Annotated in this window: 21 protein-coding genes; 16 read left to right on the forward strand and 5 right to left on the reverse strand. The window is 58.0% G+C overall.

Translation table 11 applies throughout. The features are described 5' to 3' along the window. Positions 1–52 precede the first annotated feature (52 nt). The 5 genes from PLU01S_RS17725 to PLU01S_RS17745 all read left to right on the forward strand — a co-directional run bounded on the left by PLU01S_RS17725 (position 53) and on the right by PLU01S_RS17745 (position 4,483). A complete protein-coding gene (locus PLU01S_RS17725) occupies positions 53–985 on the forward strand; it encodes a 4-hydroxyproline epimerase (protein ID WP_074825081.1) in 933 nt (310 codons plus the stop codon). A gap of 5 nt (positions 986–990) precedes the next feature. Next, positions 991–2,127, forward strand: a complete 1,137-nt coding sequence (locus PLU01S_RS17730) for an NAD(P)/FAD-dependent oxidoreductase (RefSeq protein WP_074825186.1) — start codon at positions 991–993, stop codon at positions 2,125–2,127. Continuing rightward, positions 2,124–2,360, forward strand: coding sequence for a 2Fe-2S iron-sulfur cluster-binding protein (locus PLU01S_RS17735; RefSeq protein ID WP_019364288.1), 237 nt, complete (start codon positions 2,124–2,126; stop codon positions 2,358–2,360). Before PLU01S_RS17730 ends, PLU01S_RS17735 begins: the two co-directional genes overlap by 4 nt. Continuing rightward, on the forward strand, positions 2,357–3,622 hold the full coding sequence (locus tag PLU01S_RS17740; protein WP_074825078.1) for an NAD(P)/FAD-dependent oxidoreductase: 1,266 nt from the start codon (positions 2,357–2,359) through the stop codon (positions 3,620–3,622). Before PLU01S_RS17735 ends, PLU01S_RS17740 begins: the two co-directional genes overlap by 4 nt. A gap of 99 nt (positions 3,623–3,721) precedes the next feature. Further along, a complete protein-coding gene (locus PLU01S_RS17745) occupies positions 3,722–4,483 on the forward strand; it encodes an AraC family transcriptional regulator (protein WP_139208758.1) in 762 nt (253 codons plus the stop codon). On the opposite strand, the gene PLU01S_RS17750 is transcribed toward PLU01S_RS17745, so the two are convergent. Further along, a complete protein-coding gene (locus tag PLU01S_RS17750; RefSeq protein ID WP_074825069.1) occupies positions 4,480–5,400 on the reverse strand; it encodes a dihydrodipicolinate synthase family protein in 921 nt (306 codons plus the stop codon). The two genes, PLU01S_RS17745 and PLU01S_RS17750, sit on opposite strands and share 4 nt — an antisense overlap. A 212-nt stretch (positions 5,401–5,612) precedes the next feature. Between PLU01S_RS17750 and PLU01S_RS17755 the strand changes: the two genes are divergently transcribed. The 7 genes from PLU01S_RS17755 (at position 5,613) to pcaC (ending at position 13,619) form a co-directional block, all read left to right on the forward strand. Further along, complete coding sequence (locus PLU01S_RS17755) at positions 5,613–6,458, forward strand: IclR family transcriptional regulator (RefSeq protein WP_010795470.1); 846 nt, start codon at positions 5,613–5,615, stop codon at positions 6,456–6,458. A gap of 208 nt (positions 6,459–6,666) precedes the next feature. Further along, on the forward strand, positions 6,667–8,007 hold the full coding sequence (pcaK, locus tag PLU01S_RS17760) for a 4-hydroxybenzoate transporter PcaK (RefSeq protein WP_010795469.1): 1,341 nt from the start codon (positions 6,667–6,669) through the stop codon (positions 8,005–8,007). A 253-nt stretch (positions 8,008–8,260) separates the two neighbouring features. Further along, positions 8,261–9,466, forward strand: a complete 1,206-nt coding sequence (gene pcaF, locus PLU01S_RS17765; protein WP_074825065.1) for a 3-oxoadipyl-CoA thiolase — start codon at positions 8,261–8,263, stop codon at positions 9,464–9,466. 256 nt (positions 9,467–9,722) lie between these two features. Next, positions 9,723–11,012, forward strand: a complete 1,290-nt coding sequence (locus PLU01S_RS17770; RefSeq protein ID WP_010795467.1) for an MFS family transporter — start codon at positions 9,723–9,725, stop codon at positions 11,010–11,012. A gap of 15 nt (positions 11,013–11,027) precedes the next feature. Next, positions 11,028–12,398, forward strand: a complete 1,371-nt coding sequence (locus tag PLU01S_RS17775) for a 3-carboxy-cis,cis-muconate cycloisomerase (protein ID WP_074825062.1) — start codon at positions 11,028–11,030, stop codon at positions 12,396–12,398. A gap of 10 nt (positions 12,399–12,408) precedes the next feature. Next, positions 12,409–13,197 carry a 3-oxoadipate enol-lactonase gene (gene pcaD, locus PLU01S_RS17780; protein WP_010795465.1) on the forward strand — a complete coding sequence of 263 codons (789 nt, stop codon included), beginning with the start codon at positions 12,409–12,411 and terminating at the stop codon, positions 13,195–13,197. Positions 13,198–13,208: 11 nt separating this feature from the next. After that, positions 13,209–13,619 carry a 4-carboxymuconolactone decarboxylase gene (gene pcaC / locus PLU01S_RS17785; RefSeq protein ID WP_010795464.1) on the forward strand — a complete coding sequence of 137 codons (411 nt, stop codon included), beginning with the start codon at positions 13,209–13,211 and terminating at the stop codon, positions 13,617–13,619. A 55-nt stretch (positions 13,620–13,674) separates the two neighbouring features. On the opposite strand, the gene PLU01S_RS17790 is transcribed toward pcaC, so the two are convergent. Together PLU01S_RS17790 and sseA are read right to left on the reverse strand one after the other, a co-directional pair. Then, positions 13,675–14,958 carry an OprD family porin gene (locus PLU01S_RS17790; RefSeq protein ID WP_074825059.1) on the reverse strand — a complete coding sequence of 428 codons (1,284 nt, stop codon included), beginning with the start codon at positions 14,956–14,958 and terminating at the stop codon, positions 13,675–13,677. Between the two features lie 569 nt (positions 14,959–15,527). Beyond that, complete coding sequence (gene sseA / locus PLU01S_RS17795) at positions 15,528–16,379, reverse strand: 3-mercaptopyruvate sulfurtransferase (RefSeq protein ID WP_074825056.1); 852 nt, start codon at positions 16,377–16,379, stop codon at positions 15,528–15,530. Between the two features lie 204 nt (positions 16,380–16,583). Here sseA and epsC point away from each other — a divergent pair, with 204 nt between their 5' ends. After that, on the forward strand, positions 16,584–17,531 hold the full coding sequence (gene epsC / locus PLU01S_RS17800) for a serine O-acetyltransferase EpsC (RefSeq protein ID WP_074825052.1): 948 nt from the start codon (positions 16,584–16,586) through the stop codon (positions 17,529–17,531). A 291-nt stretch (positions 17,532–17,822) separates the two neighbouring features. On the opposite strand, the gene PLU01S_RS26340 is transcribed toward epsC, so the two are convergent. Further along, the gene (locus PLU01S_RS26340; RefSeq protein WP_010795460.1) at positions 17,823–17,954 is read right to left on the reverse strand and encodes a hypothetical protein; all 132 of its coding nucleotides are present in this window, start codon (positions 17,952–17,954) and stop codon (positions 17,823–17,825) included. Between the two features lie 294 nt (positions 17,955–18,248). On the opposite strand from PLU01S_RS26340, the gene PLU01S_RS17805 reads away from it, so the two are divergent. The 3 genes from PLU01S_RS17805 (at position 18,249) to PLU01S_RS17815 (ending at position 20,929) form a co-directional block, all read left to right on the forward strand. After that, the gene (locus tag PLU01S_RS17805; protein ID WP_074825049.1) at positions 18,249–19,391 is read left to right on the forward strand and encodes a hypothetical protein; all 1,143 of its coding nucleotides are present in this window, start codon (positions 18,249–18,251) and stop codon (positions 19,389–19,391) included. A gap of 280 nt (positions 19,392–19,671) precedes the next feature. After that, on the forward strand, positions 19,672–20,622 hold the full coding sequence (cbpA, locus tag PLU01S_RS17810) for a curved DNA-binding protein (protein WP_074825047.1): 951 nt from the start codon (positions 19,672–19,674) through the stop codon (positions 20,620–20,622). A gap of 1 nt (position 20,623) precedes the next feature. Beyond that, complete coding sequence (locus tag PLU01S_RS17815; RefSeq protein WP_074825044.1) at positions 20,624–20,929, forward strand: chaperone modulator CbpM; 306 nt, start codon at positions 20,624–20,626, stop codon at positions 20,927–20,929. Positions 20,930–20,971: 42 nt separating this feature from the next. On the opposite strand, the gene PLU01S_RS17820 is transcribed toward PLU01S_RS17815, so the two are convergent. Then, complete coding sequence (locus PLU01S_RS17820; protein WP_374940334.1) at positions 20,972–21,664, reverse strand: TIGR04211 family SH3 domain-containing protein; 693 nt, start codon at positions 21,662–21,664, stop codon at positions 20,972–20,974. Positions 21,665–21,944 lie beyond the last annotated feature (280 nt).

Raw genomic sequence — 21,944 nt, forward strand, 5'->3', positions numbered from 1 at the left:
CGATTTTGCGTTGACACGCCACGCTATAAGCCTCTTTTGCCGAGGTGGCGCCATGAGACGTATCCAGGTTATCGACTCCCATACGGGCGGTGAGCCGACTCGCTTGGTCATCGAGGGATTTCCCGATATGGGAAAAGGCTCCATGGCGGAGCGATTGAAACTGTTGCGGCATGAATACGATGACTGGCGGGCTACTTGCGTGCTTGAACCCCGTGGGAGCGATGTGTTGGTGGGTGCGCTCCTGTGCGAGCCGGTCGATCCTGAGGCCTGCACCGGCGTTATTTTTTTCAACAACTCCGGCTATTTGGGAATGTGTGGGCACGGCACGATTGGGCTGGTGCGATCGCTTTATCATCTCGGTCGGATCGACGTAGGGCGGCACCGGATCGAGACCCCTGTAGGGACAGTAGAGGCAACGCTGCATGAGGACCTTTCCGTCAGCGTGCGTAATGTACCTGCGTACCGCTATCGCAAGGATGTTCCGTTGGAGGTGCCCGGCCTGGGCGTGGTGAGGGGTGACATTGCCTGGGGTGGCAACTGGTTTTATCTGATTGCCAATCATGGCCTGCAGGTGAACAGCGACAACCTCGACGCGCTGACCGAATACAGCTGGGCAGTACGGCAGGCGCTTGAGGCGCAAGGCGTACGCGGCGAAAACGGCGGTGTGATCGATCACATCGAGCTGTTTGGAGGCGATGAATGCGCGGATAGCCGCAATTTTGTGCTCTGCCCAGGCAAAGCCTATGACCGCTCGCCCTGCGGGACAGGAACCAGCGCCAAGCTTGCCTGCCTTGCTGCGGATGGGCATCTGCAGCCGGGTGAGCTCTGGCGGCAGGCCAGCGTGATCGGCAGCCTTTTCGAGGCCAGTTATGCGTGGGAAGGGGAGCGGATCATTCCCACTATTCGAGGCACTGCCCATATCAGCGCCGAGGCCACGTTGTTGATTGATGAGGCTGATCCCTTCGCCTGGGGAATTCGGCTGTGAGCCTTTTGGCACGCACCGCTGCAGCAGATATCGTTATCGTGGGAGCCGGTATCGTAGGGGCTATGTGTGCCTATGAACTGGCTGCCCGAGGCTTGTGCGTTCGGGTCATCGACAATCGAAGCGGTGGTGCTACCGGCGTGGGGATGGGCCACTTGGTTGCCATGGATGACAATCCTGCCGAGCTTGCGCTCAGTCATTATTCCATAGAGCTCTGGAATGCGTTGCGTGAGCGCTTGCCTGAAGCATGCGCCTATCGTAACTGCGGGACACTGTGGCTGGCGGCGAACGGTGATGAGCGCGCGTTAGCAGAGGCAAAGCAAGCCAGGCTGGCTGAGCATGGCGTTCAGTCGGGTTGGGTCACTGCCTCTTCGCTACGGCAATTAGAGCCGATGCTGCGCTCTGATCTGGCAGGTGCGCTGAAGGTGGGTGACGACGGGATCCTCTACGCTCCGGCAACCGCGCGCTGGCTGCTCGGCCAGCACGGCAATCGAATCACCGTTCAGGAGGAGGAGGTCATCCGGGTCGAGGGTAATCGATTATGCCTGAGCGATGGTCTCTGGATGACGGCACCCGCTATTCTGCTTGCCAATGGCCTGGGTGCTTGCCGGTTACTCCCGGAGGTGCCGTTAAGGCCGAAGAAAGGCCATTTACTGATTACAGATCGATACCCCGCCTGTGTCACCCATCAACTGGTGGAGCTTGGGTATGCTGCCAGCGCTCACGCCAGTGATGGAACCTCCATCGCGTTCAATGTGCAGCCAAGGCCTACAGGACAGTTGCTGATCGGCTCATCCCGACAATTTGATACCCTGGATAAGCGCGTCGAGTTCGATGTGCTAGGTCGTATGCTCACGCGTGCACAGTATTACTTACCCGGCTTGGGCGAGTTGAATGCCATTCGCAGCTGGACAGGTTTTCGTGTTGCAACACCGGATGGTTTGCCTTTGCTCGGACAGTATCCTGGTCAACCGGGCCTATGGCTGGCGCTGGGCCATGAAGGGCTGGGCGTTACCACCGCACCGGCCAGTGCACGGATGATCGCTGCTCAGTTATTGGGTGAAGCGATTCCTCTCGATTCCACTCCGTTCCGGCCTGAGCGCTTTGTAAATGCGGCTTCCACCACCCAGGAGGCAACGGCATGATCACGGTGTATCTCGACCGGCAACCTATAGTCGTTACGGGCGGACTGACGGTTGCCGCCTTGCTGGCATTGAGCGAATCACCGGTGGCACGGCTGTCCTGTACAGGTCAGCCACGTGCACCGTTTTGTGGAATGGGTATTTGCCAGGAATGTCGGGTAACGATTGACGGTCGCCGGCAGCTGGCCTGCCAGACGCTGTGCCGTGAGGGCATGCAGGTAGAGCGTACGGTATGACGGGACTGAACAGGCTGTCTTGCGATATCGCTATCGTAGGTGCTGGGCCGGCAGGTCTGGCAGCGGCCAGGGCTGCATCCGCCAGCCAGCGCTCCATTGTGGTCATCGATGATAATCCCCGGCTAGGCGGCCAGATATGGCGCGACGGGCCAGGGGTGGTACTACCTGCATCGGCGCAGAATTATCGAAAGGCTTTATCTCAGCCTAATGTTCGGTACTTGGCAGGAGCGCGCATCGTGGCTGCGTTGGCTCCAGGGGCCTTGTTACTGGAGGATGCACAGTCAGGTTACCGGCTGGACTATGGGCAATTGATCCTGTGCTGTGGTGCACGGGAACTGCTGCTACCGTTTCCGGGCTGGACATTGCCCGGCGTGACGGGTGCCGGAGCGTTGCAGGCCTTGATCAAAGGGGGCGCGCCTGTGGCAGGTGAGCGGCTGGTGGTAGCGGGAAGCGGTCCGTTATTGCTGGCTTCTGCCGGAACGGCCAGAGCGGCCGGCGCTGTGCTTGCAGGCGTCTATGAACAGGCGGCCCGTCAGCAAGTTATATCGTTCGGTGCCGGGTTGCTGCGCTGGCCTGACAAGCTCACCCAGGCATTCAGGTTGCTCTCGACTCACTACCGCTGGGCGAGTTATGTCGTTGAGGCCTTGGGGGATAATCGTCTGGAGGCTGTGCGTATTCGCCAGAGTGGCCGTGATAAGGTCGTACCTTGTACGCGTCTGGCCTGTGGGTTTGGTCTGGTGCCCAATACTGGACTGGCGAGTCATCTTGGGTGTCAGCTTGAGGGTGATGCTGTAGCGGTCGATCGCTATCAGCAGACGAGTCAGACAGGTCTCTATGCGGCCGGTGAATGTACCGGCGTTGGCGGTAGTGAGTTGGCGTTGATCGAGGGCGAAATCGCCGGATTGGCTGCTATTGACAAGGTTGAACAGGCAGAGACTTTGTTCACACGTCGCGAGCGTTGGCAGCGGTTTGCCCGACATGTGCAAGCGCATTTCAGATTGCGACCTGAGGTCAGGCAACTGGCCCGTGCGGATACGCTGATTTGCCGCTGCGAGGATGTCGCCCTGTCTGCTCTGGTGGGAGAGCAAGGATGGGATGCGGCAAAGCTTCAGAGCCGGTGCGGTATGGGAGCCTGCCAGGGACGTGTCTGTGGCACGGCGGCTCGCGAATTGTTTGGCTGGGCCTTGCCGGAGCCCCGTATTCCGTTGGTCCCTGCACGGGTCGAGACGCTTATGGCATGCTCAGAGACGGATATACCCTGAGCGCATTCGCGCCACCACTCATAAGAGGTGCTCATGCTTCAGATGATGTCTCCTATAGCCGAACGCGACAGGCAGGCTCCAGGTTTTGCCCCTGAGCAGATGACAGCCTGGTGTGAGGGGCTTGCCGCAGAGCGCCCTGAAGACTTAGAAACCTTGCTTAACAGCGTTGCGCTGATTGCTCCGCTTCTCAATGCGATTCCCAATGTGGTCTTCTTTATTAAGGATCTAGACGCACGTTACCTCTTAGCCAACCTGACGTTGGCGAGACGGTGTGGGTTCAAGACGGTTGCGCCTCTCTTGGGCAAGACGTCCTCTGAGGTCTTTCCGGCGAATCTAGGACCGCTCTATACCGAGCAGGACCACGAGGTGCTTCGCGGAGCGATCATCGAGGACAAGCTTGAGCTGCATTTTTACAACGGTCGTGAGCCAGGGTGGTGTCTGACCTACAAGCTGCCCTTGAAAGGGCATTCAGGGCAGGTGTTGGGCATGGCTGGCATTTCCTATGACTTGCAAGCCGCGCAGGATAGCCACCCGGCGTATCGACGGCTTGCGGCGGTCGATAAACACATTCGTGCCCATTACACCCGTCCGATCACACTGGCAGAGCTGACAGCCATCGCAGAGCTTTCCGTGGCTCAGTTGGAGCGCTATTGCAAGCGGATCTTTCATCTCACGCCCCGCCAGATGATCCATAAGGTGCGTCTGGAAAAAGCCTCTCAATTGCTGGCGACGACGATGCCGATCACCGATATTGCCTTGCAGTGCGGCTACACCGATCACAGCGCCTTCAGCCGCCAGTTCAAGGCACTGACGGGACTCACGCCCCGGCAGTTTCGGCAGGCTGCCAGCGACGCAGTTTAAAGCGCGACGTCAGGCAGTGCAGGACGTTGGGTCAGCGCGTTGTCCACAATCGCTTTCACTTCATCACGGGCAGCCCCTTCGAGGCTCAGGCGAGGAGGGCGGGTGACGGCTGAACCACGGCCTAGTATCTCTTCGCAGAGCTTGATGCAATGGACCAGGTCAGGGCGGGCGTCCAGATGTAGCAGGGGCATGAACCATTGATAGAGCGCCAGGGCTTCGTCGAAACGCTTTTGCATGGCGAGGCGGAACAGGGTTTCGCCTTCCCTGGGAAACGCATTGGACATGCCGGATACCCAACCGACGGCCCCTACAGCAATGCTTTCAAGCACTACATCATCCAGGCCGGCAAAGAGCACGAAGCGATCACCCACAGCGTTGCGCAGGTCAATAAAGCGGCGAGTATCACCTGAGGAATCTTTGAAGCAGACGATATTCTCACAGTCCTTGAGCGAGGCCAGGATGTCCGGCGTAACGTCGTTCTTGTACACCGGCGGATTGTTGTAGACCATGGCCGGAAGATCGGTCGAAGTCGCAACGCTGCGAAAGTGCATGGCGGTTTCGTGGGGCTTGGCAGAGTAGACCAGCGCGGGCATAACCATCACACCGTCCACGCCAGCAAAGCGCGCCTCGTTAACCATCTTCTGCGCGAAGGCGGTAGTAAACTCGGCTACGCCGGCAATCACGGGTACGCGTCCGGCCGCCGCCGCTTTGGCGGTCTCGATGACCGATAGCTTTTCCGTCGTGGTAAGCGAAGTGTTTTCTCCAACGGTGCCGCACACTACAAGCCCGGACACACCATCCGCCACGAGATTGCTGATCACGCGGTGAGTGGCGTCCAGATCCAGAGAAAAGTCAGGCTTGAACTGAGTGCTGACAGCCGGAAAGACGCCACGCCAGTTGATCGCTTGATGCCCCATGGTCGTTATCCCTTTGGCAATAGACAGATGCCTACAGGGTGAACCGCTACCGCTCTTATGGCTTGAGATTTTTCCCCAGGTGCGAGGACGAAATCGGCACAGTGACGATCTGTAAGTGGCCTATAAACGAACAAGACTGCGTTTGTCGTATTGCGATTATCGATCAGATGCTTCGATAATCGGCCAAATCAGACAGCGGCCGAGCAGAGATCATGGATAACTCGAATTCGCGTGACCCTCACAGCTTTGGCGCACCGCCTATCATTGCATCGCCGGCCAAGCGGATCGAGGCCTTCACGGGCGATCCAAACTTCATGACGTCCCTTGCGCGTGGCTTGGCTGTGATCCATGCCTTTCAGGAGCGCAAGCGGCATCTGACCATCGCGCAGATCAGCCACCGAACCGAGATCCCCCGCGCGGCGGTTCGGCGTTGCCTGCATACGTTGATGAAGCTGGGCTACGTGACCACCGATGGACGGACCTATTCACTATTACCCAAGGTGCTGACGTTGGGCCATGCCTATCTGTCATCCACGCCCATGGCGCTCACCGCCCAACCCATTCTGGATCGCCTGAGCGAGCAGCTGCATGAGGCCTGCTCCGTCGCCACGCTTGAGGGCGATGAGGTGTTGTACATCGCCCGGTCCGCCACACCGCTGCGGCTGATTTCGGTCGATCTGAGCGTTGGCAGCCGGCTTCCGGCCTACTGCACCTCCATGGGCCGTATTCTGCTGGCGGCTCTGGATGATGCTGCCCTTCAGGATTACTTCGAGCGTGCTGACCTGCAGATCAAGACCAGTCGCACACTGCATACGCCAGAAAAGCTGTTGCCCTGTCTCGAGCAGATCCGGCAGCAGGGCTGGTGCGTCGTTGACCAGGAACTGGAGGTCGGGCTTCGTTCATTGGCCGTACCGGTACTGGATGCCTCAGGTCAGGTCATGGCTGCCATGAACGTGGGCACCCATGCTAGCCGTATCACCCGGCAGGAGCTGGAGCGTCGTTTCCTGCCCCTTTTACTCAAGGCCAGCCAGGAACTCAGCTCCAAGCTCTTTCACTGAAACTGTTCGCTAATCGAACCTTTAGCCGTTAATCGAATTGTGCAGTACGTGGCTGCTCCGTAGGGTAGAGGCACGTTGCCAGCCGGCACGCCTGATAAAAACAACAGAGTCCGCCTATGTTCTGCATGATTTCTCCCGTGAACGGGATGGTGCATGCGCATCGCTCCGATGCGCTTTCTTTCTATTCGTGGATGATGGAGGCCTTGTCATGACGGGGGCCTCGACGAACACGACACTTGATGTTCAGACATTTATCAATGCCCAGCCGCTGAGCCGCTATCAATGGCGAATCGTGGTGTTGTGCTTTTTGATCGTTTTCCTGGATGGCCTGGACACTGCTGCCATGGGGTTTATCGCACCGGCGTTGACCCAGGACTGGGGAATCGATCGAGCAAGCCTTGGACCAGTCATGAGCGCTGCCCTGGTTGGGATGGTGTTTGGTGCGTTGGGCTCGGGACCGTTGGCGGACCGGTTCGGCCGTAAGGTCGTGCTGGTTGCCGCCGTTTCCATCTTTGGACTTTTCAGCGTGATCTCGGCCTACAGCGGTACGGTGGATCAACTGGTGATCCTGCGTTTTCTGACCGGCCTTGGCCTAGGTGCCGCCATGCCGAACGCCACGACACTGCTGTCTGAATACACCCCGGAGCGGCTCAAGTCGTTACTGGTAACCAGCATGTTCTGTGGTTTCAATTTGGGCATGGCGTGTGGCGGGTTCATCTCCGCCAAGCTGATTCCGGCGTTCGGTTGGCATAGCCTGCTGTTGCTCGGGGGCTTGCTACCGATGGCTCTGGCAGTAGTGCTGCTGCTGTGGTTGCCGGAATCGGCGCGCTATCTGGTGGTGCATAACCGGGGCGTGGCACGGATTCGCAAGGCCTTGCTGCCCATCGGCCCAAGTATCGTGCAGCAGGCTAGGGAGTTCAGCGTACCAGAGCAGCGCACAGTCAAGGCGCGCAATGTCTTTGCCGTTATTTTCTCCAAGGCGTGTGGGCTGGGCACAGTGCTGCTCTGGCTGACCTACTTCATGGGGCTTGTCATCGTATACCTGCTGACAAGCTGGCTGCCTACCCTGATGCGTGATAGCGGGGCGAGCATGGAGCAGGCTGCATTCATCGGAGCCCTGTTCCAGTTTGGTGGCGTGCTCAGTGCGGTAGCCGTGGGCTGGGCGATGGACCGGATCAATCCGCACTGGGTCATTGGCACGTTTTACCTGCTCGCCGGTGTCTTTGCGTACTGTGTCGGGCAGAGCCTGGGTCACGTGACGTTGCTGGCTACGCTGGTACTGGTTGCGGGGATGTGCATCAACGGTGCGCAGTCCGCCATGCCTTCACTGGCGGCGCGCTTCTATCCGACCCAGGGTCGTGCCACAGGGGTGTCCTGGATGCTGGGTATCGGACGCTTTGGTGCCATTCTGGGCGCCTGGATGGGAGCTACTCTGCTGGGACTGGGGTGGAATTTTGAGCAGGTGCTGACTGCGCTGGTAGTACCTGCTGCGCTGGCTACAGCGGCCGTAGTGATCAAGGGTATCGTCAGTCATTCAGATGCGTCATAAGGCCCTTTCGATTTACGCAGCCACATACGGGAACAGATAATCGTGTTCGATAATCGACCGTAGATTCGATTATCGGATTGTCTGCTCACAGCCTTGCGGCTTACTGTTCCGTTCAACATTACTCGCCAGGTCTTCCATCCGGGCGAGTACGACCTAGGTAGCTGGCACCCCGATTTCAGGTGCTGCCATGACCGTCACACCGCCTCCTTACCCATGGGCCATCGGCCCGACCAGGAGCGGTATCAGGAGACTCATGATGCGTGATGTATTCATCTGCGATGCCGTTCGTACACCTATTGGACGCTTTGGCGGTGCGCTGTCCAGCGTCCGTGCCGATGATCTGGCGGCTATTCCGCTCAAGGCCCTGATGGAGCGCAACCCTGGAGTGCAGTGGGCGGAAGTCGATGAGGTATTCATGGGCTGCGCCAACCAGGCGGGCGAGGACAACCGTAACGTGGCGCGTATGGCGCTTCTATTAGCAGGCCTTCCGGAAACCGTACCGGGCGTTACCCTGAACCGCCTTTGCGCGTCGGGGATGGACGCTGTAGGGACGGCTTATCGCGCCATTGCCACAGGTGAGATGGAGCTGGCCATTGCCGGCGGTGTGGAATCGATGTCCCGCGCTCCGTTCGTGATGGGCAAGGCGGACACTGCGTTTTCCCGCGGACAGAAGATCGAAGACACCACCATCGGCTGGCGCTTCGTGAACCCATTGATGAAACAGAAGTACGGTACCGATTCCATGCCGGAAACGGCAGACAATGTCGCGCAGGATCATAATGTTTCCCGCGCCGATCAGGATGCCTTTGCGTTGCGCAGCCAACAGCGCACGGCGGCTTCCCAGGAGAGTGGCTTCTTTGCCGAAGAAATCGTGCCGGTGCGAATCGTCCACAAGAAAGGCGAGACGATTGTCGACAAGGACGAGCATCCACGCCCTGATACCACGCTGGAGATGCTGGCCAAGCTCAAGCCCGTCAATGGGCCCGACAAGACCGTCACGGCGGGTAATGCCTCGGGTGTGAATGACGGCGCTGCGGCCATGATCATCGCCTCGGCCGAGGCCGTGCAGAAGTATGGCCTCAAGCCTCGCGCCCGCATTCTCGGTATGGCAAGTGGCGGCGTTGCGCCACGTGTCATGGGAATCGGCCCAGTGCCGGCGGTGCAAAAGCTGCTGACCCGTCTGGGGAAAACCATTGAAGACTTCGATGTGATGGAGCTGAACGAGGCCTTTGCCAGCCAGGCCCTGGCGGTAGTGCGAGGCTTGGGATTACCGGACGACAGTGAAAAAGTAAATCCGCAGGGCGGCGCCATTGCACTGGGTCATCCGCTGGGGATGAGCGGTGCACGCCTGGTCATGACTACCGTGCATTGGCTGGAAAAGACCAACAAGCAGCTGGGGCTCGCGACCATGTGTGTTGGGGTTGGACAAGGTCTGGCGCTGGCAGTCGAGCGCGTTTGAGGTCAATGTCTTGGGCGCCTCGTACAACGGGGCGTTGATGAGGAATAAGGGTGATCTGCGCCAGCGCGAAGGATTTGCGGCTTTGCAAAGGAGAGAATTGTAAAAGGACATGTCTCACCAAGGCCTGCGAATCCGTCATGCGTAGGCGGCACACCCTGCGACAGGGCAAAGGCTGCCCTCTGTAGGGTCATTCACCGGCACGTCAGGATCGATTGCGTGCCGGATTATTCCTATTTCAATGACAAGAGCGGATCGAATGACTACCAGTTCCTATACGTTGGAAGAGCGTCGTAAAAGAATCTTTGCCATTGTCGGCGCCTCGTCCGGCAACCTCGTCGAGTGGTTCGACTTTTACGTTTACTCCTTTTGCTCCATCTATTTTGCTCACGCGTTTTTCCCTTCAGACGACCCCACCGTTCAACTGCTTAACACTGCCGGTGTATTTGCCGCAGGCTTTCTGATGCGACCCATCGGTGGCTGGATCTTCGGTGGGGTGGCCGACCGTTATGGGCGGCGTACGTCAATGATGATCTCCGTGCTCATGATGTGCGCCGGCTCACTGGTGATTGCCTGCCTGCCCACCTACGACAGCATTGGCTTCTGGGCGCCGCTTCTTCTGCTCATGGCGCGACTTTTCCAAGGCTTGTCGGTCGGCGGTGAATACGGCACTACTGCAACCTATATGAGTGAGGTGGCGCTGAAGGGTAAGCGCGGATTTTATGCCTCGTTCCAGTACGTGACGCTGATTGGCGGGCAGTTGCTGGCGGTGCTGGTGGTGGTCATCCTTCAGCAGGTCCTGTCCGAAGAGGAGCTGCGTGCCTGGGGCTGGCGTATTCCTTTTGTGGTGGGTGCGGTTGCTGCCGTGATTTCGCTGTTGCTGCGTCGCTCGCTTGAGGAAACCACGACGGCAGAAAGCCGTGCTGCCAAAGAGGCGGGTTCGCTGTCGGCTCTGTTCAAACATCACAAGGCGGCGTTTTTCACTGTGCTGGGATATACCGCCGGTGGCTCGCTGATTTTCTATACCTTTACAACTTACATGCAGAAGTATCTGGTCAACACCGTAGGCATGCATGCCAAGACGGCCAGCGGCATTATGACCGGTGCGCTGTTCCTGTACATGCTAATGCAGCCGCTGTTTGGTGCCTTGTCTGACCGTATTGGCCGCCGCGCTTCCATGTTGTGGTTCGGTGCGCTCGGTGCACTGTGTACCTATCCCATCCTGCTAACTCTGAAAACCACGACCAGCCCGGTCATTGCCTTTGGCTTGATCATTCTCGCGCTGGCCATTGTAAGTTTCTACACCTCGATCAGTGGCCTGGTAAAAGCCGAGATGTTTCCGCCACAGGTGCGTGCGCTAGGGGTAGGACTCTCCTATGCCGTAGCCAATGCCTTGTTTGGCGGTTCGGCCGAATTCGTTGCGCTGAACTTCAAAGCCATGGGGCATGAGAATCTCTTCTACATCTATGTGTCCTGCATGCTGGTAGTGGCCTTCCTGGTAAGCCTGCGCCTGCCGCGCAGAGCCAGCTATCTGCATGACGATCACTAACAAGGATAAATGCATATGAGTCAGCGTCCGACCCATCAGCTCTTCGATGCCTACTTTACCCAGGCTGCGATGCGTGATGTCTTCAGTGATAGCGGGCGCCTGCAGGGCATGCTGGATTTCGAAGCCGCCCTGGCGCGAGCCGAAGCCGCGGTCGGCCTGATTCCCAAGGATGCCGTCGCACCGATCGAGGCAGCTTGCCGCGCCGAGGCCTATGACCTTGCCGAGTTGCAGCAGGCCATCGTGAGCAGCGGCAACTCGGCCATTCCGCTGGTCAAGGCACTGGGACGTGAAATCAAGCGTACAAGCCCCGAGGCCGAGCGCTATGTGCACATGGGCGCCACCAGTCAGGACGTCATGGATACTGGGCTTGTGCTGCAGGTCCGCGCAGCCCTCGCGCTGCTGGAAGACGGTCTGGCTGCCTTGGCTGATGCCCTGGCCAAACAGGCTCAGCGCTATGTAGACACGCCCTTGGCCGGACGGACATGGCTGCAGCATGCAACGCCCGTCACGCTGGGTATGAAGATTGCCGGCTGGCTAGGCGCCATTAACCGTCATCGCCAACGGCTGGCTGAGCTCAAGCCGCGTGTTCTGGTGCTGCAGTTTGGTGGTGCGTCGGGCACACTGGCGGCGCTCGGTGACAAGGCCATGCCGGTCGCCGAGGCGTTGGCTAAAGAACTTGACCTGACACTGCCTGATCAACCCTGGCATACCCAGCGGGACCGCTTGGTAGAGGCCGCCAGTGTGTGCGGCATGATTGCCGGAAGCCTGGGCAAGCTGGGGCGTGACCTTTCCCTGTTGATGCAGACAGAAGCGGCAGAGGTTTTCGAGCCGGCCGGGCAGGGGCGGGGTGGTTCCTCGACCATGCCCCACAAGCGCAATCCGGTCAGCGCCGCGGTCTTGATCAGTGCCGCGACCCGCATCCCCAACCTTGTCGCCACCATGTTCGCGGCCATGCCCCAGGAACACGAGCGCAGTCTGGGTCTCTGGCATGCCGAATGGGACACCCTGCCTGATATCTTCTGCCTCACTTCGGGTGCGCTGGAACAGGCGTTGCTGGTAGCCGAAGGGCTGGAAGTTGATGCCGAACGCATGCGCACGAACCTGGAGCTGACCCACGGACTGGTACTGGCCGAGGCTGTCAGCATTACCCTTAGCCAACGTGTCGGCCGCGAGCAGGCGCATCAGCTGGTCGAGCAGTGCTGCCGTCGTGCGGTCGAGCAGAAATGCCACCTGCGTGAGGCGCTCGGGCAGAACGAGACCGTGACCGCCGAGCTGTCTGCCGATGAGCTGGATCATCTGCTCGATCCTGCGCACTACTTGGGACAGGCCCGCACCTGGGTAGAACGCGCCTGTGCCGAACACCATTCACTGACGTCTGCTCGCTAGGAGGATTCCTGTGCCAACTGTGCAACTCGCCGAGGGCGAACTGAATTACCGTTTCGATGGCCGCGAAGACGCGCCGGTTCTGGTACTGTCCAACTCGCTGGGCACTGACCTGCATATGTGGGATGACCAGATTCCCGCCTTTACCGAGCATTTTCGCGTACTGCGCTATGACACACGCGGCCACGGCGGCTCCACCGTCACGCCCGGTCCGTACACCATTGAGCAATTGGGCCATGACGTCTTGGCGCTGCTGGATGCTCTCAAGGTTCAGAAAGCCTTTTTCTGCGGACTGTCCATGGGTGGACTGACCGGGCAGTGGCTGGCAGTAAACGCCAGTGACCGTATCCAGCGTGTCGTTATCTGTAATACCGCCGCCAAGATCGGAACGGCAGACGGTTGGAATGACCGTATCGATACGGTTTTGAAGGGCGGCCAGGCGGCCATGGTCAATCTGCGTGATGCCTCTGTTGGGCGCTGGTTTACGCCTGAGTTCTCCCAGGCAGAGCCAGCCAAAGTCAAGCGCATTACCGACATGCTCGCAGCTACCTCGCCAGAAGGGTATGCCGCCAATTGTGCTGCCGTGCGTGACGGTGACTTTCGTGAGCATCTCAAGACCGTTACCGTTCCGGTGCTTATCGTGGCGGGTACGCACGATGCCGTCACCACACCGGCCGACGGTCACTACATGCAGGCTCAAATTCCGAATGCCGAGTATGCGGAATTCGATGCTGCGCATCTTTCCAATGTACAGGCCGGCGAAGCATTCAGTCGCCGTGTCCTGGCTTTCCTGACGGCTTAGGAGATCTCGAGATGGACGAACGCGAACGTTATGAAAAGGGCATGGAGGTCCGTCGCGCGGTATTGGGCGATGCCCATGTGAATCGCAGCCTGGAAAAGCTCACGCCATTCAACGAGGAGTTTCAGGAGATGATCACCCGGCATGCCTGGGGTGATATCTGGACCCGTCCGGGCCTGCCGCGGCATACCCGTAGCCTGATTACCATTTCCATGCTGATTGGGATGAACCGGAGCGAAGAACTCAAGCTGCATCTGCGCGCCGCTGCCAACAATGGTGTAACGCGCGACGAGATCAAGGAAGTGATCATGCAGAGCGCCATTTATTGCGGTATCCCAGCGGCCAACGCGACCTTCCATTTGGCCGAGTCGGTATGGGATGAGCTGGGCGTGGAGTCGCGCCAAACTCAATATGAAGGGCAGTAGGCAAGGCGTTAAAAAAAGCCCGTCGAAAGACGGGCTTTTTGTATTGACCTGGCGCTTACAGAATCGAGATAGGGTAGCTGAAGATCAGGCGGTTCTCGTCGACATCGTTGTTGCTGCCATAGTCGCGACGGACCATAGAGTTTCTCCAGCGCATGTTCAGGTCCTTGAGCGGGCCGCTCTGGAAGGTATAGGCCACATCGAAGTTACGTTCCCATTCCGAGCCGTCATCATTGGCAGCGTTGACGTAGATGTTGTCACCATGGCCGTAACGCGCCATGAAGGCCAGACCCGGAATACCCATAGCAGCAAAGTTGTAGTCGTAACGCAGCTGCCACGAGCGTTCCTTGGCATTGTCAAAGCTCTGGGTAAACATGTCGTTTACGATACTGCCGCCGCTGGAACCGTTAACGCTCAGCCAGCCGTTATCACCGCTGACGCGCTGATAACCTACGGTAAACTTGTGACCACCAATACCGGCGGACAACTGTCCAGTGAAGAGTTTGTTGTCCAGGTTGCCCGCACGTGCCTGGCCTTCCTCTTCACCGGTGAAGTAACCCAGGTTCGCGCCCAGGCTCCAGTCCCCGAACTTCTGGGTATGGGTCAGGTTGAAGAAGTTCTGCTTGTAGACATCTTCGAACTGCGCGTGCCATACGCCAACCATGGTGCGCTTCTCGTTGAAGGTGTATTCACCCCCTACATAATTGAAGCGATCCGAAGAGGCTGCACGAATCTGACGGGCACCGCCGGTCGTGATGGACAGATCCTCCATGTTGGAGGAGTTACGCAGGCTCACCTGGCGAATCTGCGCAGCATAGAACGTGAAGCCGTCCAGTTCCTTGGAGGTCAGTGTCGCACCGCGGAATGTCTGAGGAAGCAGGCGACCATCGTTGAAGCGAAGCACGGGTACGTTAGGCATCAATTCGCCTAACAACAGATCAGTCTTGGAAATGCGAGCCTTGAAGGTAGCGCCCAAACGACCGAAATCATCCGCGGCACGCCCATCATCATGTACCGGCAGCAACTGAGTGCCAGCGCGGCCCCGACCGCTATCCAGCTTGATTCCGTAGAGCCCGGTCAGGTCCAGACCAAAACCTATGACGCCCGGTGTGTAACCCGAGGTTGCCGTCATAATGAAACCTTGGCCCCATTCTTCGACCTTGCTCTGTTGAGCGCTGGTACCGTTGCGGAAATCCCGGTTGAAGTAATAGTTACGGGTCATCACGTTGACTTTGGCGTCTTCCAGAAAACCTTCAGCATGAGCAGCCATCGGTAATGCCAAGGCCAGCGCAAGCGGTGTGAGTCCAATAAACGCAGGAACAGAGAGATAGCGAAGGGTCATTATTGTTGTACTCCCATGAGTAATGGTGCCGCACCTGAGCGCAATCTCTTGCGGATTGATTTATCAGAGGCGGAGAGGCCCTGATCCTCAGGGCATTTCATGTCCGGCCTGAATAGGCAGCCGAACCTAAGCGGACGCGCAAACGCCTCCGCGAAATCTAGAAGAGGGGGGAATATCGGGCGGGAAAATTAAGGCCGTACAGGGTGCAATCTTCAACATTCAGGTTATTCCATTATTGAATTTATTGTGGAATTCACCCTTGTGCCTTATGGCCAGGGTTGTACGATGACGTGCCGCGATAATGCTATCGATTCGCTACCTAAAGCAATAGCCATTTGTTCGTTTATCGCACTTGAAAGACCGTATGAGACAAATGGCTTAACTGTATGCCTGATAACAGTTTTAAGTAGCACATAAGCGGCCGAGCCCTGAAACAGCGTGGCTCAGAGAAGAAGATCTGTCTTGATCAAGACCCTAGAAAAGGCGTCTATTAGACCAAAGAATAATCTTTGAAGCCTACGCCGCGGTGGTGGAGCGGTACCGTCAGAGGAGCGATACCGCGGGAATGATCAAGCCTGTCCTGTCGCTTTGGGGGTATCTGAGCGCGAGCCCCATTCTGTCCAGGAGCCGTCGTACAGGGCCCCTTCCGGTAGGCCTGCTACTGCCAGTCCCAGGAGAAGAACGGCTGCTGTCACGCCGCTGCCGCAACTGGTAACCACTGATCGTGAGCCATCCGCACCCGCATGTGCAAAGCGCGCGCGGAGCGTATCGACATCCTTGAACGTGCCGTCAGCATTGAGAAGATCGGTATAGGGCAGGCTGGCGCTACCTGGAATATGCCCGGAGGCCAGGCCTGCACGCGGCTCGGGCACCGACCCCTCGAAGCGATTGGCCGCGCGTGCATCCAGTACCTGCTCGAGGCGGCTGTCGAGGTTGGTCTGGATATCGCCCAGGCCCCGTAGCATTCTGGCGTGGAACGTGGCTTCAAACGTCTGGGCCGGTACGACAGGTGCCGGGCCTTGTTCTACAGGTCGATGTTCGCTCTGCCACTTGGGAAGGCCTCCATCGAGCACTGCGACCTGATGATGGCCGAAGAGGCGAAACATCCACCAGGCACGTGCTGCTGAAAACAACCCTTTCTGGTCATAAACCACAACGCGGGACTGGTTGTTGACCCCCAGCTCACCTACCAGCCGGGCGAAACGACCCTGGGAGGGCACCATGTGCGGCAGCGTTGTGTCCTGATCTGAAATCTCTTCGATATCGAAGAAGCGAGCACCGGGTAAGTGAGCAGCCTCATACTCGGCGCGTGCATGTTTCAACTCGTTGGGCAGGTAGGCACTGGCATCGAATATCACCAGGTCTTTGTTGCCCAATGCGTTGGCAAGCCACTCGGTACTGACCAGGGGGCCAAACGTCATAAGAGTTCTCCTGTATGAATGTTTCACTCGTGGTTGCCTTGACGCCAGGCGGTGCGGCGTTGGCAGGTCTGTCCCCATCCTATCCGATCGGGCAGACGATGCGGTAAGGTACAAGCATGCGTTGGGGCACGCTTGATCAGCCGCAACGTTTTATTGTCGAACCCAGGACCGGCTCGCGCCGGTTCTTTTTCCAGGAACGTGGTAATGAGCGATTCAAATGCGGTGCGGGGTAAAGCCCCGGGGATCAACTGGCAACTGGAACGAATCGTAGATGAGCTGCATGACGCTCGTAACGAATGGCGTAGCCAGCATGGCCGAACGCGAGAACTGAGCAGCCGTGAGCTGCCGTCGCGAGCGGTAATGAGCGAGATCCTTGAGTCGCTCTGTAGCGCCTTGTTTCCGCTCCGTCTGGGACCCAGTGACCTGCGTGCGGAAAGCGAAGACTTTTTCGTAGGGCATGTGCTGGACCGTGCACTCAATGCTCTATTGGGGCAGGTACGTCTGGAGCTATGTTATACCGCTCGGCAGCGGGGAACCTCTGAGTGCTCGGTCGAAGACCCGGCGCAGCGCATCGTGCAGGACTTTGCCTTGGCACTGCCTGATCTACGCCGTCTTTTGGATACGGATGTGCTGGCAGCCTACCGGGGTGATCCGGCCGCGCGCAGTGTGGATGAAGTGCTGCTGTGCTATCCCGGTATCCTGGCTGTTATCTACCATCGTCTGGCGCATCAGCTTTATCGTTCGGACCTGCCGCTACTGGCACGCATGATTGCAGAGCTGGCTCATTCAGCCACGGGTATCGATATCCATCCAGGGGCGCAGATCGGCCCCAGCTTCTTTATCGATCATGGTACCGGCGTGGTTATCGGTGAGACAGCCATCATTGGCGAGCGGGTCCGGATCTATCAGGCAGTGACTTTAGGTGCCAAGCGCTTCCCGGCCGATGAGTCCGGTAATCTGCAAAAAGGGCATCCACGCCATCCGATCGTCGAGGACGATGTGGTGATCTACGCCGGCGCGACGATTCTAGGACGCATCACTATCGGAAAAGGCTCCACCATTGGCGGTAATGTCTGGCTGACGCGCAGTGTTCCGGCGTTCAGCAACGTGACCCAAGCCAACTTGCAAGGATGCTCCAACAGCGATCAGTAAAGGTGCCGCTCGGCAGGCTAACGCTTCAATACGCAACATGCCCTGACTGCCACAGGCATGAGGGGCACGATTGCTATCCAGGAATGATTGCGCCGGATGTCGAAGGCAGCAGCCAGGCTTTCAACGCTGCTGCGTTCGGTGATCCTGATCCGCCCCCTGATGGCCAACCCGTTAGCGCATCCGTGATGGACTGGCGTTGGGAAACATCAGGCACAAAAAAAGGGTTGAAGCTATAGGTATATAGTCTTCAACCCCAAGACCGAGTAGAAGAAATCCGATCGACTGATCAGATCATGGTGAAATCGGGTCGCTGGCAGGAAAAGTTTCCTCTACGGCCTGGTCTAGCTGGTCGTCATCGACGTCACGATTATCGAGGTCTTCGTTTTCAGCGTTCTGGTTTTCGGGGTGCTTGATGTCGCTCATGTTCGTCTCCCGTTCGGGCCTTGTGCAGGCGTTATAAGTTAGGCCGCAGGAGATACTGAAGGTTCTGACCACCCATCTATGAGGCCTTTGGTCTCACTTGGAAAGTGTTAAAGAGCGAGCATTTTCAATCTTTCGATTGATACCCGTCGCTGCGCTAAACGGCGAATATAGCCTCCCGATTCACAATGCCTGATCGCTAGGGTGCCCTTGCAGGTTCTTGCGCAATGGTAATGCGGTAAAGGTCTCCCAGACCTTGCTGTACCTCTGGTGGAATAAACATTCATGGAGAGAGCTATGTTTATCTTCAAACCGCTCGCCGCTGCCGTTCTCGCGGTGTTAGCCACGCAAGCCTTTGCTGAAAATAATACGGCCCGACAGGACCAGCACGGTGTGCTCAATACGGCTACGATCGAGCAGTCCGGCTCCGGTAATGCCGCCAAGCAGTCGCATAGCGGCTACGCCAATGAGGCTCGCCTGACTCAGGTCAATAGCCAGGCCGGTACTGCACAGCAGGCACAGGCGGGCAATTACAACGTCGCGACTGTCGAGCAGGCCGACTCGACCACTGCCTACTCCAACCAATACCAGTATGGCTGGAACAATCAGGCGTCGGTCTCCCAGCAAGCTTCCGAGTCGGCTTCAGTCAACCAGAGCCAGACAGGCACTGCCAACGAAGCTGAAACCGAGCAACTAAACACGACCCAGGCAACCTCCCGGATTACGCAAAACGGCAACACTCACTGGGCCCATACGCTGCAGGAAGGGGCCGTGGCCAGTGAAGTATCCGTTAATCAACAGGGCGACAATCACACCGCTCTGCTGTGGCAGCGGGACGGCTCCAATAACGTTGCGACGGTCATTCAGACAGGGAACGATACCTCCGCCAATATCTACCAGCTGGACAGCCAGGGTTCCGTGGCCACGCTTGAGGTCAGTGGTGTGAATACCTCGGCCTATGTCACCCAGCGCGGTACGCAGCAGCAAGCCGCTGTCCGTATCGACGGTCAGAATGGCGGCGCCCTGGTCACTCAGGAAGGCAGCAATAACGACGCAGACACTACCCAGAGTGGTGTCTCGAACAGTATCGATGCTTTCCAGGCAGGTGACTGGCAGGCCGCTCAGCTCAGCCAGGTGGGTGACTACAACATTGCGACCGCCAACCAGACCGGGACTGGTAACGAGTTCTATGCCGATCAGACCGGCAACAGTAACGTCCTGTACGGCACGCAAGAGGGTAGTGATAACATCCTGAGCGCTTCGACCGAAGGCTCGCTCAATGAAATCACCATCGGGCAGCAGGGCGATCGTAACGTGGCGTATCTCAGCCAGCTGAGCGGATCGGATAACCACATCACGCTACAGCAGACCGGTGCTGATCTACGGGTCAACCTGAGCCAATCCGGCACAGGCAACCGCGTCAATCTGATTCAGCAGTAAAACTGATCCTCTTTCGCGCACCGCCTTCGCACAGGCGGTGCGCGCCTGAAGCCGCTTGGCAAACGGCTGCCTTCCGTGTCTTTTTCGCAACCGGCACTGGATTCCTGGCGTACTGTCCACATCTTTATCGAAGGGTGTTTGTGTCGTGCACTGACCTGTATCAGCGCCATACCGGGCTGATAGGGCTATGGTTATAGACAGGCACGATCACCGGGCAGCGACAGGCCTGTCATAGCTGTCTGCTTTTGACTGTTGTCGATTGACGAGACGGTGAGGTTCGATGGAATTCAAAGATTATTATGCGCTACTGGGCGTCGACCCGGGCGCAGACGAAAAAGCGATCAAGACCGCATACCGCAAGCTGGCGCGCAAATATCATCCAGATGTCAGCAAAGAGCTGGATGCGGAAAACAAATTCAAGGAAGTCTCCGAGGCCTATGAGGTTCTCAGAGATCCGGAAAAACGAGCCGAATACGATCAACTACGCCAGTACGGCCGGGCCGGGCAGCAGTTCGAGCCGCCGCCAGGCTGGGAGTTCAACGGCAATTTTGGCGGAGGAGGAGACGGGCAGTACGAGCGGCATTTTTCCGATTTCTTCGAATCTGTTTTTGGTGCCCGACCCGGTAGTGGGCGCGGCCAGGAGCGTAATGCCGGACGAAGAGGGCAGGATGTGGAAATGGAACTGCCGTTGTTTCTCGAAGACACGCTGTCGGACGAGCCGCGGACCATCAACTATCGGGTGCCTAGCTATAGTGCGAACGGGCTGCGTCACGAGAGCGTACCCAAGAGCCTGAACGTACGCATTCCGGCAGGCGTGACCGATGGCGAGCGAATCCGGTTGAAAGGGCGGGGCGCCCCAGGGCTCAATGGCGGACCCGATGGCGATCTTTATCTGGTTGTCCGGCTGGTTCCTCATCCACTCTTCGATGTCGACGGGCATGACCTGCTTCTGACCGTTCCGCTTGCGCCCTGGGAAGCTGCACTAGGCGCCAAGGTAACTGTCCCCACCTTGAGCGGGAAACTGCAATTGACCGTTCCGGCTAACAGCCAGGCGGGGCAGCGTTTACGTCTCAAGGGTAAGGGGTTGCGAACCCGGAAGGGCGGCGCAGGGGACCTGTACGCCGTGATCAAAATTGTCATGCCCAAGACTCATGATGAGGCTACTCGGAAACTATGGGAGCAATTGGCGAGCAAGGCCAGCTTCAACCCCAGAAGTGAGTGGAGGGACTGAGATGACCACCGTAATCGTGGAATTTGACATCGAAGAGATCAGCCAGCTGGTCGATACGCCAGTGACTCACATCGTTGAGCTTGTCGAGCATGGCATCGTCGAGCCACACGGGCCGCGGCCAGAGGTATGGGTATTCGATTTGCCAGCGTTGCATACGGTACGCCGTGCCGTACGGCTGCAACGAGAGCTTGAGCTGGACTGGGCGGGCATCGCACTGGCGCTCGACCTGCTGACCCAGGTAGAAACCCTGCGTATGGAAAACCGCATGCTCAGGCAGCGGCTTGCCCGCTTTGTGCTTGATGAATAAGAGGAGGGCTCCAGGCACACATGCTGTGCCGGAGCCTGCCCTTTAGAACCAGCGATCGTTGCGCTTTCTGCGACCCGCAAATGACGGCAGGATCAAACCTGCCAACAGGCCGGCCCCGGCAATGCTGCCTCCGTAAACGAGATAGCGCATCATGACATCCTTGTTCTCATCGCCCAGGCGCGCCTTGACGCTGCGAAGTTCGGACTGTGCGTCGGTCAGCTCGGCATCCAGCTGGCGCCGGGTCTGCTCAAGTTCATCTATGCGTGCTTTGCGGGCGTCCATGGTTTCCTGCATGCCCTGAACGCGGGATTTCCAGCTGTCATCGATCGTCTTGAGCTTGCTGCTCAGCTCGTTTACCTGCTGTTCCAGTTGCGGTACACGCTCTACCGGGCCTGGTTGTTCCTGCAGTTCGCTGGAGCGAATCCATACCAGATCACCGCTTTCGCCTCGGATCTGGCTGTAATCACCTTGGGTGTTGACCAGCTCGACTTTCTGGCCGGACTTGAGTGATCCAACGATACGATAGCCATCGGTCGGGCCGCTGCGAACATACGTAGACAGCGTATCGCTGACCCAACGGTCAGCCGCCTTGTTTTCCTGGGCCTGTACCTGACCCAGACCTGCTGTAAGGGCTGCTCCGAGCAAACAGGCGCTCCAGGTAGAGCCTTTGGAAAAAATGCGTGTGCCCTTGGCTAACGGGGTACGAGAAAAAAGGGCTGCGAGAAAAGTGGGCATAGGCATTAAATGGTCATGTAATAAAAGTATGAGAGCCTGGACAAAAGGCCATCTTTTGGAAAGGGCCGTACCGTAACAAGCCTGGCCTATGATCAGCAATCACCTCATGCAGAGTTTGTGCATAGAGCACGCCGCGCAGGAGTCGTCAAACAGGGTATATGCCAAATTCTGGCTAGAACCTGAACGATCCACACCTTTTCAGGCCAGTAAGCCGGAATATTATTTCCTGATGCGTCTATCTGGTGCTTGCATATTACGGGCTTGCCAGCAAAGTGGCTGG

It is taken from the genome of Pseudomonas luteola NBRC 103146 (genome assembly GCF_002091675.1).
Classification (GTDB): domain Bacteria; phylum Pseudomonadota; class Gammaproteobacteria; order Pseudomonadales; family Pseudomonadaceae; genus Chryseomonas; species Chryseomonas luteola.